Origin of the sequence: Streptomyces sp. RKAG337 (assembly GCF_023701715.1) — a bacterium.
Lineage (GTDB): Bacteria > Actinomycetota > Actinomycetes > Streptomycetales > Streptomycetaceae > Actinacidiphila.
On sequence record NZ_JAJOZA010000001.1, the window covers coordinates 2,105,291 to 2,120,439 of the forward strand.

Sequence of the window (15,149 nt, forward strand, 5' to 3'; positions counted from 1 at the left end):
ACCCCACCTGCCCGTCTGTTCACGGCCCGACCCCGCGGCCGCCGCAGAAGGAGTTCCGTAGTGAGACGATCCCCCCGCAAGGCAGTCGCGGCAGGCGCACTCGCCGCCACCGCCGCACTGCTAGCCGTAGCGCTGCCCTCGGGCACCGCCGCAGCCGGCACCGACGCACAGAGCGCTTCCCACGTCCAGCCCCGTGCCGGCGGCCTGCCGGCCGCCCTCTCGGCCACCCAGCGCGCGACGCTGCTGGCCGACGCCAACGCCAACGTCGCCCGCACCGCGGGCGAACTGCGGCTCGGCGCCAAGGAACGGCTCATACCGAGCAGCGTTCTGCGCGACGCCGACGGCACCGTGCACACCCGGTACCAGCGCACCTACGACGGCCTGCCCGTCCTGGGCGGCGACCTGGTCATCGCGAGCACGCCGGCCGGCGCCACCACGAGCGTCAACCGGGCGACCAACGCCGAGATCACGGTGGCGAGCACCACGGCCACCGCGAGCGCCGACTCCGCGAAGTCCTTCGCGATCAGCCGGGCCAAGGCGGACGGCGCGAAGAGCCCGGCACTGGCCGGCTCCCCGCGCAAGGTCGTCTGGGCGGCCACCGGTGTGCCGACCCTGGCCTGGGAGTCCGTCGTCGGCGGACTGCAGGACGACGGCACCCCGAACCAGCTGCACGTCATCACCGACGCCAAGACCGGTTCCCGGCTCTTCGAGTTCCAGGGCATCGAGACCGGCGTCGGCAACAGCGAGTACAGCGGCCAGGTCACCATCGGCACCACGCTGTCCGGCTCGAACTACACGATGACCGACGGCGCCCGTGGCGGACACAAGACGTACAACCTCAACCACGGCACCTCGGGCACCGGCACGCTCTTCTCGAAGACCACGGACACGTGGGGCAACGGCACCACGTCCAACGCCGAGACCGCGGGCGTCGACGCGGCCTACGGCGCCCAGGAGACCTGGGACTTCTACAAGAACGTGATGGGCCGCAACGGCATCCGCAACGACGGTGTCGGCGCGTACTCCCGCACCCACTACGGCAACTCCTACGTCAACGCCTTCTGGGACGACGGCTGCTTCTGCATGACGTACGGCGACGGCAGCAACAACGCCGACCCGCTGACGGCACTCGACGTCGCGGGCCACGAGATGAGCCACGGCGTCACCGCCGCCACCGCGGGTCTGAACTACAGCGGTGAGTCCGGCGGCCTGAACGAGGCGACGTCCGACATCTTCGGCACCTCGGTCGAGTTCTACGCCAACAACAGCAGCGACGTCGGTGACTACCTCATCGGCGAGAAGATCAACATCAACGGCGACGGCACCCCGCTGCGCTACCAGGACAAGCCCTCGCGCGACGGGACGTCGCCCGACAACTGGTACTCCGGCATCGGCAACCTGGACGTGCACTACTCGTCCGGCCCGGCGAACCACTTCTTCTACCTGCTGTCCGAGGGCAGCGGCACGAAGGTGATCAACGGCGTCACGTACAACAGCCCGACCGCCGACAACCTGCCGGTCCCCGGTCTCGGCCGGGACATCGCCTCGAAGATCTGGTACAAGGCGCTGAGCGAGCGCTTCACCTCGACGACCAACTACGCGGCCGCCCGCACCCAGAGCCTGCAGGCCACCGCTGACCTGTACGGATCCGGCAGCGCGACGTGGAACACGGTCGCCAACACCTGGGCCGCCATCGGCGTCGGCGCCCGCGTCCCGACCAGTGGCGTCACCGTCACCAAGCCGGCCAACCAGAGCACCGTCGTGAACACCGCCGCCAGCCTGCAGATCCAGGCCAGCAGCACCAACGGCGGCGCGCTGACCTACTCGGCCACCGGCCTGCCGACCGGCCTGACGATCAACGCCTCCACCGGCCTGATCTCCGGCACGCCGACCGCTGCGGCCACCTACAACCCGACCGTCACGGCGAAGGACTCCACCAACGCCACCGGCTCGGCCACGTTCACCTGGACGGTCACCCCCACCGGTGGTGGCGGCAACGTCTTCGAGAACACCACCGACGTCTCGATCCCGGACCACGGCGCGGCGGTCTACTCGAACATCGCGGTGACCGGCCGTACCGGCAACGCCCCGAGCACCCTGCAGGTGGGCGTCAACATCGTCCACACCTACCGCGGTGACCTGGTCATCGACCTGGTCGCCCCCGACGGCACCGCCTACCGGCTGAAGAACTCCAGTGGGTCGGACTCCGCCGCGAACGTGATCGCCACCTACACCGTCAACGCCTCCAGCGAGGTCGCGAACGGCACGTGGCGGCTCAAGGTGCAGGACGTGTACAGCGCCGACAGCGGCTACATCAACAGCTGGAAGCTCACCTTCTGACCCGGAGCAGACCCGGAGCAGACCCGGAACGGACGCCCTGAGGATCCTCTGAGGGCACTCCGGACCGACTGATCGGCTCGAAAACGGCGGTCGCGCTGTGTGACGGAAGTCATGCGGCGCGACCGCTTTCGAGATGATCGTCCGCGACGTTTCTGGTACAGTTGGCTGCGTTGCAGTTGTGGTACCCATGAACTCCATGTGCGCCCGGTCCTTGCGGCCAGGCGCACATTTGTTTTACCGGCGTCATGTCCGGTGTGGGGAGATCATCGCGGCGACGCGGCATCCGTAAAGTGCGGGTGCTGTATTAACTGCACCCATTAGGGAGACAGACATGGCTACCGGAACCGTTAAGTGGTTCAACTCGGAAAAGGGCTTCGGCTTCATCGAGCAGGACGGCGGCGGCGCTGACGTCTTCGCCCACTACTCGAACATCGCCACCCAGGGCTTCCGTGAGCTCGTTGAGGGCCAGAAGGTCCAGTTCGACGTCACGCAGGGCCAGAAGGGCCCGCAGGCCGAGAACATCACGCCTCTTTAATCAAAGGCACCCCTGAGCGCTTAACGCGCACAGCAGCCGAGGGGCCCGCACCGCACGGTGCGGGCCCCTCGCGCGCAGCGGAAACAAAACAAGTGCGGCGCTCTTCGGAGCACCGCAGGACGCCGGTCCGCAGGCGTCGAAGAGGCAGTCCGCGATCCGCCGGACGGCCCCTGGCGCCGAGGGACCTCCCTCGTCTCCGTCACGAGGAAGGTTCCCCCTTGAAGTTGTTCTCCGAACTCTCGATCTCTCCCGCGCTGGTCACCGCGCTGAACGCCAACGGCGTCACCGAGCCGTTCCCGATCCAGGCCGCGACGATGCCCGACGCGCTCGCCGGCCGGGACGTGCTGGGCCGTGGCCGTACCGGCTCCGGCAAGACCCTCGCCTTCGGTCTCCCGATGCTGACCCGCACCGCCGGGCAGCGGGCCGAGGCCAAGCACCCGCTGGCGCTCGTCCTGGTGCCGACGCGTGAGCTCGCGACCCAGGTCACCGAGGCGCTCGCGCCCTACGCCCAGGTGCTCGGGCTGCGCCAGACGACCGTGGTCGGCGGCGCGTCCATCACCCGCCAGATCGCCGCGCTGCGCAACGGCGCCGAGATCCTCGTCGCCACTCCGGGCCGGCTCGCCGACCTCATCGACCGCCGGGCCTGCATGCTCGACCGGGTCGAGATCACGGTCCTGGACGAGGCCGACCAGATGGCCGACATGGGCTTCCTGCCGCAGGTCACCAAGCTGCTCGACCAGGTGAAGCCGAACGGCCAGCGGATGCTCTTCTCCGCCACCCTGGACAAGAACGTCGACCGGCTGGTCAAGCGCTTCCTGCACAGCCCGGTCACGCACTCGGTCGACCCGTCGGCCGCGACCGTGACGACCATGGAGCACCACGTGCTGCACGTGGACGACGACACCAAGCGCGCCGTGACCGCCGAGATCGCCGCCCGCGAGGGTGGCGTGATCATGTTCGTCGACACCAAGCGCGGTGCCGACCGGCTCACCAAGCACCTGCTGGCCGCCGGCGTCACCGCCGTCGCCCTGCACGGCGGGAAGTCCCAGCCGCAGCGCAACCGTGCCCTGGACCAGTTCCGTACCGGCAAGGCCACCGCGCTGGTCGCCACCAACGTCGCCGCCCGCGGTATCCACATCGACGGGCTCGACATGGTCGTGAACGTGGACCCGCCCGGCGACCACAAGGACTACCTGCACCGCGGCGGCCGTACCGCCCGTGCCGGTGAGTCCGGCACCGTCATCACCCTGGTGCTGCCCGCGCAGCGCCGGGAGAACGCCCGCCTGATGGCGCTGGCCGGTATCAAGCCGCACACCGCGCGGGTCCGCCCCGGCGACCCCGAGCTGGTACGCGTCACCGGTGCCCGCAAGCCGTCCGGTAGCGCCGTCACCATCCACGACCCGGTGCACGCCGCCGCCCAGGAAGCCGCCAAGCCGAAGACGAACAAGGTCTCCGGGACGCGTGGCCGCGGCCGGCGCCCCGCCGGCGCGGCCGCTGCCGGCGCGGGCACCACCGCCGCTCCGACGGGCACGCCGCGCAGCGCCGGCAGTACCCGTGGCGGCCGTGGCGGACGCCCCCGTACCGACGCCGAGGGCGCGGCGGCCGGCTCCGGCCGCGCCGGGGTCAACGGCCGTGGCGGCACCCCCGGGCGCCCCGCCGCCGGCAGCCGCACATCCGCGGGCCGCGGTGGCGCCGTGGGTCGTCGGGCCCGTCGTGAGGACGGCGCGGGCGGCGGCCGCCGCGCGGCCTGACCGCACAGCAGCAGCATTGAAGAACGCGACGGCCGGTACCAGGGAGTCCCTGGTACCGGCCGTCGCGTTGTCATGCGTGCCGGGTCAGCGGAGTATGCCCGTCGTCATACCCTCGGATTCAGCGGGGGTGGCGATGAGGCCGAGCTCCGCGGGGGCGGCGAGCAGCGGGTGGGTGGGCAGGACACGGACGGTGTAGCCGAAGGGCCCGGCCCGGTCGAGGGTGAGCGGGCCCTCGTACAGCCGGCGCCCCTCGATGTCGGGCTGGGAGGACGGTTTGAGGGAGACGATCGCCGGGTCGGAGATCCGGTCGGCGTCGTCCACCCGCCCGGACAGCACCTGGACGTCGACGTCGCCGGTGTCGAGGTCCCCGAGGGTCACCTGGACCCGCAGGGTCAGGGTGGAGCCCAGCTCGGGGGATCCGCCCACCGAGCCGGTCTCCACATGGTCGACGGTGACCCGGTGCCAGTCGCCGCGGACCCGCGCCTTCCAGGCCGCGAGTTCCCGGGCGGCGTCACCCGCGATGGCTCGGTGCGCGAGGGCGGCCGGGGCGTAGAGCTGCCCGACGTAGTCGCGCACCATGCGTCCCGCGAGCACCTTGGGCCCCAGGGTCACCAGGGTGTGCCGGACCATCTCGATCCAGCGGGCGGGCAGGCCGTTCGCGTCATGGTCGTAGAAGCGCGGGGCGACCTGGTTCTCGACGAGGTCGTAGAGCGCCGCCGCCTCGACGTCGTCCCGGCGGTCGGGATCGTCGTCCGCGAAACCATCGGCCGTGGGAATGGCCCAGCCGTTGTTGCCGTCGAACCACTCGTCCCACCACCCGTCGAGCACGGACAGGTTGAGACAGCCGTTGAGGGCCGCCTTCATGCCCGAGGTGCCGCACGCCTCCAGCGGGCGCAGCGGGTTGTTGAGCCAGACGTCGCAGCCGGGGTAGAGGTGCTGGGCCATGCCCATGTCGTAGTCGGGCAGGAAGACGATGCGGTGGCGGACCCGCGGGTCGTCGGCGAAGCGGACCAGTTCCTGGACGAGCCGCTTGCCGCCGTCGTCCGCCGGGTGCGCCTTGCCCGCGACGACGATCTGGACCGGCCGCTCGGGGTGCAGCAGCAGGTCCATCAGCCGGTCCTGGTCGCGGAGCATCAGGGTGAGCCGCTTGTAGGACGGGACCCGGCGGGCGAAGCCGATGGTCAGGACGTCGGGGTCCAGGACGCCGTCGACCCAGCCCAGCTCGGCCTGGCCGGCGCCGCGCTGCCGCCAGGAGGCGCGCACCCGGCGCCGTACGTCCTCCACCAGCTGCTCGCGCAGCACCCGGCGCAGTTCCCATACGGCCGGGTCCGGGATCTCGGCGACGGGTTCCCAGCGCTGGGTCTCGCCGATCATCAGGGCGTCCTCGGCGCGCTGCGCGCCGATCTGGCGGGCGCCGAGCCGGAAGACCTCGGGGGCCACCCAGGTGGGGGCGTGCACCCCGTTGGTGATGGAGGCGATCGGCACCTCGTCGGCGTCGAACCCGGGCCACAGCCCGGCGAACATCTGCCGGCTGACGGCGCCGTGCAGGGTGGAGACGCCGTTGGCGCGCTGGGCCAGCCGCAGCCCCATCACCGCCATGTTGAAGACGTTCGGGTCGCCGCCGGAGTACGTCTCCATGCCCAGCTCCAGCACCCGCTGGATGTCGACACCGGGCAGTTCGCCGCCGTCGCCGAGGTGCTGCCCGACCAGCTCGCGGTCGAAGCGGTCGATCCCGGCCGGGACGGGCGTGTGGGTGGTGAAGACGGTGCCGGCCCGTACCGCCTCCACGGCCGCGTCGAAGCCGAGCCCTTCGCCGCCGAGTTCGCGGATGCGCTCGAGGCCGAGGAATCCGGCGTGGCCCTCGTTGGTGTGGAAGACCTCGGGGGCCGGGTGCGCGGTGAGCCGGCAGTACGCGCGGACGGCGCGCACCCCGCCGATGCCCAGCAGCATCTCCTGCAGCAGCCGGTGCTCGCTGCCGCCGCCGTACAGGCGGTCGGTGACATCGCGTTCCGTGCGGTGGTTCTCCTCGACGTCGGAGTCGAGGAGCAGCAGCGGGACGCGGCCCACCTGGGCCTTCCAGATGTGGGCGGTCAGCGACCGGCCGCCGGGCAGGGCGAGGACGACGTGGGCGGGGGTGCCGTCCCGCTCGCGCAGCAGGCTCAGCGGCAGCTCGTTGGGGTCGAGGACCGGGTAGTGCTCCTGCTGCCAGCCCTCGCGGGACAGGCTCTGGCGGAAGTAGCCGTGCCGGTAGAGCAGTCCGACGCCGATCAGCGGCACGCCGAGGTCGCTGGCGGCCTTGAGGTGGTCCCCAGCCAGGATGCCGAGGCCGCCCGAGTACTGGGGCAGCGCCGCGGTGATCCCGAACTCGGGCGAGAAATAGGCGATGGCGGCGGGGAGTTCGGAGGACTGCCCCTGGTACCAGCGCGGATTGGTGAGGTAGTCGGTCAGGTCCTCGGCGGCGGAGGAGAGACGGCGCAGGAATCTGCGGTCCTGGGCGAGGGCCTCGAGCCGTTCCCTGGAGACGGCGCCGAGCAGCCGTACCGGGTCTCCGGCAGCGGCCCGCCAGCCCTCCTCGTCGACGGTCTGGAACAGCTCCCGGGACTCCGGGTGCCAGGACCAGCGCAGATTCTGTGCCAGTTCGCCGAGCGGACGCAGCGGTTCCGGCAGGACAGTTCGCACGGTGAAACGACGGATTGCCTTCACGCTACGACGGTAGCCGGGTACCGCCCCGCGATCCGTCCGCTATCCACGATCCTGTCGTTCAAACGCCCGAACGGACGTGCGCCGGGGCATTCGGGCGGCGCGTCACCGCGCGGGGCGGCGCGGGGTGGGCAGCGGGCGGCGCAAGGCCCGGTGGGCCGGCCGCCGCCGCGACCGATCCCGCCCGTCCCGCCGGTGGCCCGCTCAGCGCACCGCCCGGACGGCTCGGCCGGCTCCGACGTCGTACGGGGAGCCCTGGTTCACCGTGGCCGGGTCGAACGCGCCGGCCACGGCGTAGCTCCTGGCGATCGTCTCCAGTTCGGACCGCGGGATCACGTCGTGGATGTCCGTGAAGCCGTCGGGGGCCCGCTCGTGGGCCATGTTGATGACCACCTCCGGGCCCAGCCGGCGGTTGGAGCGCTGCAGTTCGGTCATGGGCGGCCGGCGCTCGGCCTCGTACGCCAGCAGGGCCCGCGCGGGGTCCTCGTGGGCGGCCATCGCGTGGGCCAGGGCGCGGCCGTCGATGATCGACTGGGTGGCGCCGTTCGAGCCGATCGGGTACATCGCGTGGGCGGCGTCGCCGATCAGCGTCGCTCCGCCGAAGGTCCAGCGCACCAGCGGCTCGCGGTCCACCATCGGGTACTCGAAGGCGGCCTCGGCGGCGTCGATGACCTCGCCGACGTCGACCCCGTCGAAGATCCAGCCCTCGTAGTGGTGGCGGAACTTGGCGGTGGGCACCGGGCGGTTCCAGTCGCTGCGGTCGGGGGCGGCCTCCTGCTCGGCCGGCATCGCCAGCGCCCAGTTGACGAGCATCCGCTCGCCGGGCGCGGCGGGAATCGTCATGGGGTACACGACGGCCTTCTGCCGGTTGTTCCCCGCGATGAACATGAAGGTGCCGACGCGGTCGGCCGGCATCCAGGACACCCCGCGCCAGACCAGCATGCCGTTCCACGGCGGTTCGCCCTCGCCGGGGTACATGGCGGAGCGGACCGCCGAGCGGATGCCGTCCGCGCCGATCAGGATCTCCGCGCCGATGTCGGTGGTGGCGCCGCTGGCCCGGTCCCTGATGGCGACGCGCAGCTGGGCGCCGGGCAGCTCGGTGAAGTCGTCCACCCGGGCGCCGGAGACGACCGCCGCTCGGCCGAGCCGTTCCCGGACCGCGCGGGACAGCACGTTCTGCAGCTGACCGCGGTGGATCGACAGCTGCGGCCAGCGGTATCCGGCGCCGGTGCCGCGCGGCTCCTGCCAGACGAGGCTGCCGCTGCTGTGGTAGTAGCGCAGCTCGCTGGTGGGCACCGAAACGGCGGCCAGTTCCTCGTACAGCCCCAGGGCCGCCAGTTCACGGACCGCGTTGGGCATGATGTTGAGTCCCGCGCCGACCGGCTGGATCTCCGGGGCGGCCTCGACGACCATCACGTCGGTGCGGCCGACGGCGTGCAGGCTGAGTGCCGCGGTGAGGCCGGCGATGCCGCCTCCCGCGATGACGATGCGGTTCATCGTTCCCCTTCGGTGGAGCGCCGGACCAGCGTCTCGTTCTCGCGGGTCAGGTCGAGTACGGAGCGCAGCAGTTCGACCGGTGCGCCGCCGCTCCCGTAGTCGTACAGCCGCACCTCGTCGCTGTACGCCTCACGGGCGATCCGGATGTGCCGGGCCCGGAACGTCTTCAGGATGCGCAGCACCCGGGCCAGCGCGACGGCGCTGGCCCGCAGGGTGGGGGGCAGCCGGTCCGCCTCCTCCCAGCTGATCGCGAAGGAGAGCTTGCCCACCGCGGAAGGGCGGCCCCGGTACCGCGCGTGGAAGGTGCGCCAGGCCGGGAGGCTGTAGGGCACCGACTCGGTGAGGAAGGACTCGTACCGCCCGGTGCTGCGGTCGGACTGCCAGAGGGTCAGATCGACCAGCCAGAGCGGCACCTGGGCCGCCGCCGGGCCGAGGTACTCGCGGCCGTCGAGGGTGATCTCCTCGAAGTAGGGGCGCAGGACCCGGGCGAAGAACACCGGTGAGACGTTGGCGATGGTGAAGTCGATCGAGTCGACCATGGCCTGGACGAGTCCGGCGAGCCGGTCGAGGCAGGACGAGAACCGGCTGTCGTGCGGTTCGAGGGTGGCCAGTTCCGAGCAGGCGTCCAGCGAGGCGCACAGGCTGGGGAAGACCATCCGGACGGCGTCCTGGAGGCAGGCCTCCATGGGGTCCCCGGTGTACATGCGCTGGCGGGCGCCGACCGGGTTCCAGGCCGTGTAGTGGTGGACGGTGTCCCGTGGCACCATGCCGGTCCGGCGGCCCAGCGCGCGCAGCACCGGCAGCGCCTCCGGTACGGCGTCGAGCGGCTCGGTGCCGTGCCGCTTGATGGAGCCGAGGAAGATGCCCAGGTCCCGCATGGCCGCGAGGTTCTCGACGGTGGAGAAGTCGTCCAGGACGTCGGTGGCCGGGAGGAGTTCGCGCAGCGCGGTGACCATGCCGGACACATCGCCGTCCGCGTTCATGACGCGGAGCTTCTCGCAGGCCTCGTCCGCTCCCAGCGGGTCGACACCGCGTATCTCCTCGATCCGGTAATAGGGCTCTTGCCCTTGGAGCACGTGGAGCACAGACATGTGGGGCACCGTCATTCCGAGGGTCACAGGGATGTGTGTGTGCTGGGCGTGGGGGGGTCGGCCTTCTCCCGCGACGGGCTGCGCAGCAGCAGCGTCAGGAGGGTGGCGGCCGCGGCGAAGGCGGCGCCGGCGAGCAGTGCGGTGCGGAAGCCCGCGGCTTCGGCGGCCGCGCCGGGTCCCGCGGTCCGGGTGTGCGCCGCGGCCACCGCGACGAGTACCGCGAGGCCGAGGACGGAGCCGAACTGCTGGCTGGTGTTGATCAGTCCGGACACCAGTCCGGTCTCGCCGGGTCCCGCCTGCGCGGTCGCGGCGACATTGGTGGTCACCATGACCAGCGGCAGCCCGACCCCGATCAGCAGGCTGGGGGCGAGGACCGTGGTGGCGAAGGATCCGTCCGGCGACAGGGACAGCGCGAGCCACACCATGGCGGCGGCCACCAGCGCGAAGCCCGCGGTCATCACCGGGCGCAGTCCGAAGCGGGAGACCAGCCGTCCGGTCTGCGGCGCGGTCAGCACGACGACGATCGACAGCGGCAGCAGTCCGAGTCCACCGGTGACCGGTGCGTAGTCCAGGACGTTCTGCAGATACAGGCTCACCAGGAAGAACATCGGGAACAGCGCCATCTGCGCCAGCGCGCTGAGGATGTTGGCCAGCCGCAGCGCCGGCCGGCCGAGCACACCGGGCGGAACCAGCGGACGGGCGGCGCGGGTCTCGATGACGGCGAACGCCGTCAGCAGGAGCAGTCCGACCGCTCCGGCGAGGAGGGTGCCGCTGTCGGTCCACCCCGCGCTACCCGCGTCGACCAGCGCGTACGCGATCAGGCTGAGGCCGCCGGTGGCGGTGAGGGCGCCGCCGAGGTCGAAGTCCCGGAGGGCGCCGGGAGCCGCCGCGGTCCGCTCACGACGGGCCAGGACGGGGGCCAGCGCGGCCGGCGTCAGGGCGATGAGCGCCGCACCCACCAGAACGTTCAGGGCGAACGTGGAGCGCCAGCCGAGGCCGGAGGTGAGGACGCCGCCCAGCACCGTGCCCAGCGCGCCGCCCAGCCCCCCGAGCGCCGCGAACACCCCTAGCGCGCGGTGCCGTTCCGGCCCCTCGGCGAAGAGCAGCAGGACCAGCGCGAACGCCGCGGCGGCCGCGCAGGCCGCGCCGACCCCCTGCAGGGCGCGGGCGGCGACGAGCAGCCGGCTGTCGCCGGCGAAGGCGCCGCCGAGGGAGGCGGCGGACAGCAGCGCCAGTCCGGCCGTGAAGAGCCGGCGGTGGCCGACGAGGTCGGCGACCCGGCCGGCCAGCAGCAGGAAGCCGCCGAAGGTGATCAGGTACGCGTTGGCGACCCAGGACAGGCCGGCGGCGTCGGTGCCGAGGTCCGCGCCGATGGACGGCAGCGCCACGTTGATGATCGCGGTGTCGAGGATCAGCAGCAGTTGGGTCGAGGCCAGCAGGGCGAGCGCGAGGCCGCGTCTGTGCACCATCGCCTCAGGCCCGGGGCAGCGGCTGCAGTTCGTACCCGTCGAGGCAGGTCCTGGCCAGGCTCTCGCAGGCACCGGTGTCGCCCTCCCACGCCTGCTGCAGCAGATAGACGTGCGGGGCACCGTGGTAGAAGCGCTCGTACTGCTCGTGCCGTCCGGCGAACTCCGTGCCGAGCGCGTCCCAGGCGAGCTTGAGCAGCTTGACGCGGTCCTGCGCCGGGTGTCCCGGCGAGCGGATGTACTTCGCGATGACGGGGCCGATCTCCGGGTGCAGCAGGTCCTGCGCCGAGGCGGGGAGCTGGATGACGCCGCCGCCGGCCAGCAGCTTGATCTCGCTGATCGCCCTGGGGTAGAGGTCACCGGCCATGATCCGGTGGGCGTAGGAGATCTCCTTGTCGGGCATCACGCCGCCGCGTCCGCCGTCGACCTGCTGGTATCCGGCCTCGGCCGCCAGCACCATCGACTTGGCCTGCGCCACCCAGCCCATCAGCCGGCCGATCTGGGTCTGCACCGGCGGCAGCTGGTAGGTGTTGTTGGCCTTGGCGAGCAGGATCGCGACGCCGGTGAGGAACTCCAGCTTGGTCCAGAAGCGGGTGGCGGCCTGGTGGACGAAGTTCACGTACGCGGGGGTCTGCCACCACTGGCCGAAGCAGACGTCGACATTGCGGTACGCGAGCACGTTCTCCCACGGGACGAAGACGTCCTCACAGACCAGCAGGGCGTCGTTCTCGTCGAAGCGCGAGGAGAGCGGGTTGTCGAAGACGCTGCGCGCCTGGGCCTCGTAGGAGGTGCGGGAGATGAACTTCAGGCCCGGGGTGTCGACCGGTATCGAGAAGCACAGCGCGTGCTCGACGTCCTGCGGGGCCAGCGGCTCGATGGTGCCGACGAGGACCTCGTTGCCGAAGACCGCCGCGGTGCCGATCATCTTGGCGCCGCGGACGACGATGCCGCCGTCGCGCTCCGCCACCACCCGGACGACGAGGTCGTCGCGCTCCTGCTCGGCCGCGGACTTCGTCCGGTCGATCTGCGGATTGGTGATGGTGAACGTCGGGTACAGATCGCCCTCCGACATCCGCCGGTGGTAGGCCGCGACGTTCGGGGCGCCGTCGAAGGTGTCCGTGGTGAACAGCCCGGGCGCCGCCGCGAAGCCCGCGATCCCGGCCGCCATGTAGTCGGGGGTGCGGCCCAGATAGCCGAAACTCGCCTCCGCCCACACCTTGTGCGCCGTGCGGCGGGCGACCAGGTCCTCGTACGAACGGGGTATCAGGAAGGCGCGGTGGACGCCGCCTTCGGTGAGTACGGCGGAGTGCGCGGAGTCGTGGGAGAGGTCGTACAGTCCCGCGATGGAGTCGACGGTGTTGCGGAAGGCCGGGTGGCGGGTGATGTCCTTGACCCGCTCCCCGTCGATCCATATCTCGCGTCCGTCGCGCAGCGAATCCTTGTACTCCTGGCCGGACCTGGTCACCGTGTCTCCTCAACGATCTTCGACGCGCCGTTGAAGAGACTGCCTCATACACGTGTGCTAATCAATGAACGTCCTGCCGGTCCCGTTTATGAACCGGCCAGTTGCCGCGGTATTCACCGGGCGTTGTCCCGAACCACTTGCGGAACGCCAGATGGAACCCGACCGCGCTCTGATAGCCGACGCGGGGCGGCACGGCCGCCTGCGGAACCGCCGTCTCGGTCAGCAGCCGGGCGGCCTCCTGCATCCGACGCCCGGTCAGATGCCGGGCCGGCGCCTCGCCCACCAGCTCGCGGAAGGTGGCGGTGAAGGCGGACCGCGACATGCCGACCTCACGGGCCAGCGCCTCGATCGTCCACGGTTCGGAGAAGCGGGTGGAGACGATGATGAGCGCCCTGCTGATGCCCGGGTGGCGCAGCGCGGGCAGCACGGCCGGGTTGTCGGAGAGCTCGCGCAGCAGCGGGCGCAGCGCCAGCACGAAGGCCATCTCGAACGCCCGCAGGGTGACCAGTTGCGATCCCGGCTCGCCGCGCCGCTCGGCGGCGGCGAGCGAGGCCAGGGTGTCGCGCAGCAGCGGTTCCTTGTCGACCTGCGTGCGGTCCAGCACCAGCGACCACGGCAGCGCCCGGTACAGCGAGGTCGCGGCCGTCGCGTCGTAGTGCAGTCCGGCGCACAGGATGCGGCTCCGCTCCCCGGTGCCCTCCACGACGAGCACCCCTGACGTGCCGGGTTCGCGCTCCGGGAGCACCGCCCTGAGCGGGACGCCCTGCCGGCCGGGCAGATCGGAGAGGCGGTGCGCGGTCCCGGTGGGGAAGACCGCCAAGTCACCCTGGTGGAGCTGGATCGGCGGGCAGTCGCCCGTGCTGATCCAGCAGTCGCCCTCGACCATGTAGTGCAGGATCGCGCAGCTCTGCTCGGAGTCCCCTTCGATCGCCCAGGGCGCCCGCACCGTCCAGAGGCTGTCGAACACGCCGGTCAGGCGCAGTGGCCTGAGCAGTTCGCTGAGGAGGTCGTTCCCGCCAGATTCCATGGACGAACCCTTAATCCCCGTCCCGGTTTGCTTATTGCCGCCCCTGTGCGCCCCGACCAGCCTGAGGTGAGGCGGAATCGCTGATTCATTCTAGCGAAGGGCGACACACCGATGTCGGAGGAGATTCACCAGCGTTGCTTGGTCGTGGGAGCGACCGGCTTCCAGGGGGGCGCCGTGGCCCGGCTGCTCGCCGGACGCGGGCACCGGGTCCGCAGCCTGACACGGCGGCCGGCCGTAGCGCGCCCGGACATCGCGGGGGTCTCGTTCGTGGCCGGTGACCTCGGTAGCCGGGACGACGTGATGTGGGCGTTCAAGGGCGCCACACACGCAGTAGTGACCATGCCGTTGGAGTACGACCCACTACGTATTGAGACGTATGCGATCCACATCGCGGAGGCCGCGCTCGAATCCGGGGTGACCCGGATCGTGTACAACGCGAACACCCGCGTGCCGTCGGACACCGCCGGAGTGGCCGCGTTCGAGACCCGCCGGATCGCCGAGGCGGTGCTCGCCGACTGCGGTGTGCCGCTGATCGTGCTGCGGCCCCCGGTGTACCTGGACAACCTGTTCAGTCCCTGGAACGGGCCGGCCCTGGTCGACGAGGGCGTGCTCGCGTACCCGCTGCCGGCCGACCGGCGGGTCGCGTGGATCTCGCACGACGACCTGGCGGTCGCGGTGGCCGCCGCGCTCTTCAACGACGGCCTCGACGGCCGGGTCCTGGACATCGGCGGCGGACAGGCCGTCGACGGGAACGAACTCGCCGCCGCGTTCGCCGAGGGCCTCGGCCGGCCCGTCGCGTACCAGGCCCTGCCGCCCGCCGCCTTCGAGGCCGCGCTGGCCAAGGCCATCGGCCCGAACGCGGCCGCCGGCGTGGCCGGGATCTACCACTACATGGCGGAGGGTGCGGACGAGCGGCTGATGGACGGCGACCCCCGGGAGGCCGAGCAGGCGCTGGGGATCAAGCTCACCTCCATCGCCGACTGGGTGGCGTCGCAGCCCTGGCAGACCTGGTCCAGCCGCCCGCTCTGACCGTCCTCCGGCATATTCACCGACCAGCCGTCCGGCCCCTCCCGTCCTGCGGGGCCGGACGGCTTCTCCAACTCCCCGCAAAGTACGCACCGGTACCCCTTCCCGGGAGCTTTTGACTGCCATCCAATGGGAAGGCTCCCGGCAATGCGGAGTCACTCCATCCCCCTCATGACTCCGCCATTCGCCCGACCCTCCAACCGAGTGAACGCGGACAGGAGCGGCCATGCACGCGAGAACACGTCCACAGG

General features: G+C 71.4%; 10 protein-coding genes. 4 read left to right on the forward strand and 6 right to left on the reverse strand.

The features are described 5' to 3' along the window. Nucleotides 1-60 precede the first annotated feature (60 nt). The 3 genes from LNW73_RS09240 (at nt 61) to LNW73_RS09250 (ending at nt 4,626) form a co-directional block, all read left to right on the forward strand. The gene (locus LNW73_RS09240; RefSeq protein ID WP_250989600.1) at nt 61-2,340 is read left to right on the forward strand and encodes a M4 family metallopeptidase; all 2,280 of its coding nucleotides are present in this window, start codon (nt 61-63) and stop codon (nt 2,338-2,340) included. 331 nt (nt 2,341-2,671) lie between these two features. Then, the gene (locus LNW73_RS09245) at nt 2,672-2,875 is read left to right on the forward strand and encodes a cold-shock protein (protein ID WP_250977822.1); all 204 of its coding nucleotides are present in this window, start codon (nt 2,672-2,674) and stop codon (nt 2,873-2,875) included. Then, on the forward strand, nt 2,875-4,626 hold the full coding sequence (locus tag LNW73_RS09250; protein WP_374118261.1) for a DEAD/DEAH box helicase: 1,752 nt from the start codon (nt 2,875-2,877) through the stop codon (nt 4,624-4,626). Before LNW73_RS09245 ends, LNW73_RS09250 begins: the two co-directional genes overlap by 1 nt. A gap of 84 nt (nt 4,627-4,710) precedes the next feature. Here the strand turns inward: LNW73_RS09250 and glgP are convergent, their stop codons facing one another. The 6 genes from glgP to LNW73_RS09280 all read right to left on the reverse strand — a co-directional run bounded on the left by glgP (nt 4,711) and on the right by LNW73_RS09280 (nt 13,872). Next, the gene (glgP, locus tag LNW73_RS09255) at nt 4,711-7,329 is read right to left on the reverse strand and encodes an alpha-glucan family phosphorylase (protein ID WP_250989602.1); all 2,619 of its coding nucleotides are present in this window, start codon (nt 7,327-7,329) and stop codon (nt 4,711-4,713) included. A 201-nt stretch (nt 7,330-7,530) separates the two neighbouring features. Then, nucleotides 7,531-8,823 (reverse strand): flavin-dependent oxidoreductase, encoded by a 1,293-nt coding sequence (locus LNW73_RS09260; protein WP_250989603.1) that lies wholly within the window; start codon nt 8,821-8,823, stop codon nt 7,531-7,533. Next, on the reverse strand, nt 8,820-9,914 hold the full coding sequence (locus tag LNW73_RS09265) for a monodechloroaminopyrrolnitrin synthase PrnB family protein (protein WP_250977818.1): 1,095 nt from the start codon (nt 9,912-9,914) through the stop codon (nt 8,820-8,822). Before LNW73_RS09265 ends, LNW73_RS09260 begins: the two co-directional genes overlap by 4 nt. A 23-nt stretch (nt 9,915-9,937) precedes the next feature. Beyond that, nucleotides 9,938-11,383, reverse strand: coding sequence for an MFS transporter (locus LNW73_RS09270; RefSeq protein ID WP_250989604.1), 1,446 nt, complete (start codon nt 11,381-11,383; stop codon nt 9,938-9,940). 4 nt (nt 11,384-11,387) lie between these two features. After that, nucleotides 11,388-12,845 (reverse strand): 4-hydroxyphenylacetate 3-hydroxylase family protein, encoded by a 1,458-nt coding sequence (locus LNW73_RS09275; RefSeq protein WP_250989605.1) that lies wholly within the window; start codon nt 12,843-12,845, stop codon nt 11,388-11,390. Between the two features lie 61 nt (nt 12,846-12,906). Continuing rightward, nucleotides 12,907-13,872 carry an AraC family transcriptional regulator gene (locus LNW73_RS09280; protein ID WP_250977815.1) on the reverse strand — a complete coding sequence of 322 codons (966 nt, stop codon included), beginning with the start codon at nt 13,870-13,872 and terminating at the stop codon, nt 12,907-12,909. Nucleotides 13,873-13,983: 111 nt separating this feature from the next. Here LNW73_RS09280 and LNW73_RS09285 point away from each other — a divergent pair, with 111 nt between their 5' ends. After that, entirely contained in the window at nt 13,984-14,901 is a 918-nt protein-coding gene (locus LNW73_RS09285; RefSeq protein WP_250989606.1) for an NmrA family NAD(P)-binding protein, read from the forward strand. The last annotated feature ends 248 nt before the right edge of the window (nt 14,902-15,149 follow it).

Coding starts and splice junctions, on each gene's coding strand:
- LNW73_RS09245 (WP_250977822.1), top strand. CDS start 2,672: ATGGCTACCGGAACCGTTAAGTGGTTCAACTCGGAAAAGGGCTTCGGC.
- LNW73_RS09260 (WP_250989603.1), bottom strand. CDS start 8,823: ATGAACCGCATCGTCATCGCGGGAGGCGGCATCGCCGGCCTCACCGCG.
- LNW73_RS09265 (WP_250977818.1), bottom strand. CDS start 9,914: ATGTCTGTGCTCCACGTGCTCCAAGGGCAAGAGCCCTATTACCGGATC.
- LNW73_RS09270 (WP_250989604.1), bottom strand. CDS start 11,383: ATGGTGCACAGACGCGGCCTCGCGCTCGCCCTGCTGGCCTCGACCCAA.
- LNW73_RS09280 (WP_250977815.1), bottom strand. CDS start 13,872: ATGGAATCTGGCGGGAACGACCTCCTCAGCGAACTGCTCAGGCCACTG.
- LNW73_RS09285 (WP_250989606.1), top strand. CDS start 13,984: ATGTCGGAGGAGATTCACCAGCGTTGCTTGGTCGTGGGAGCGACCGGC.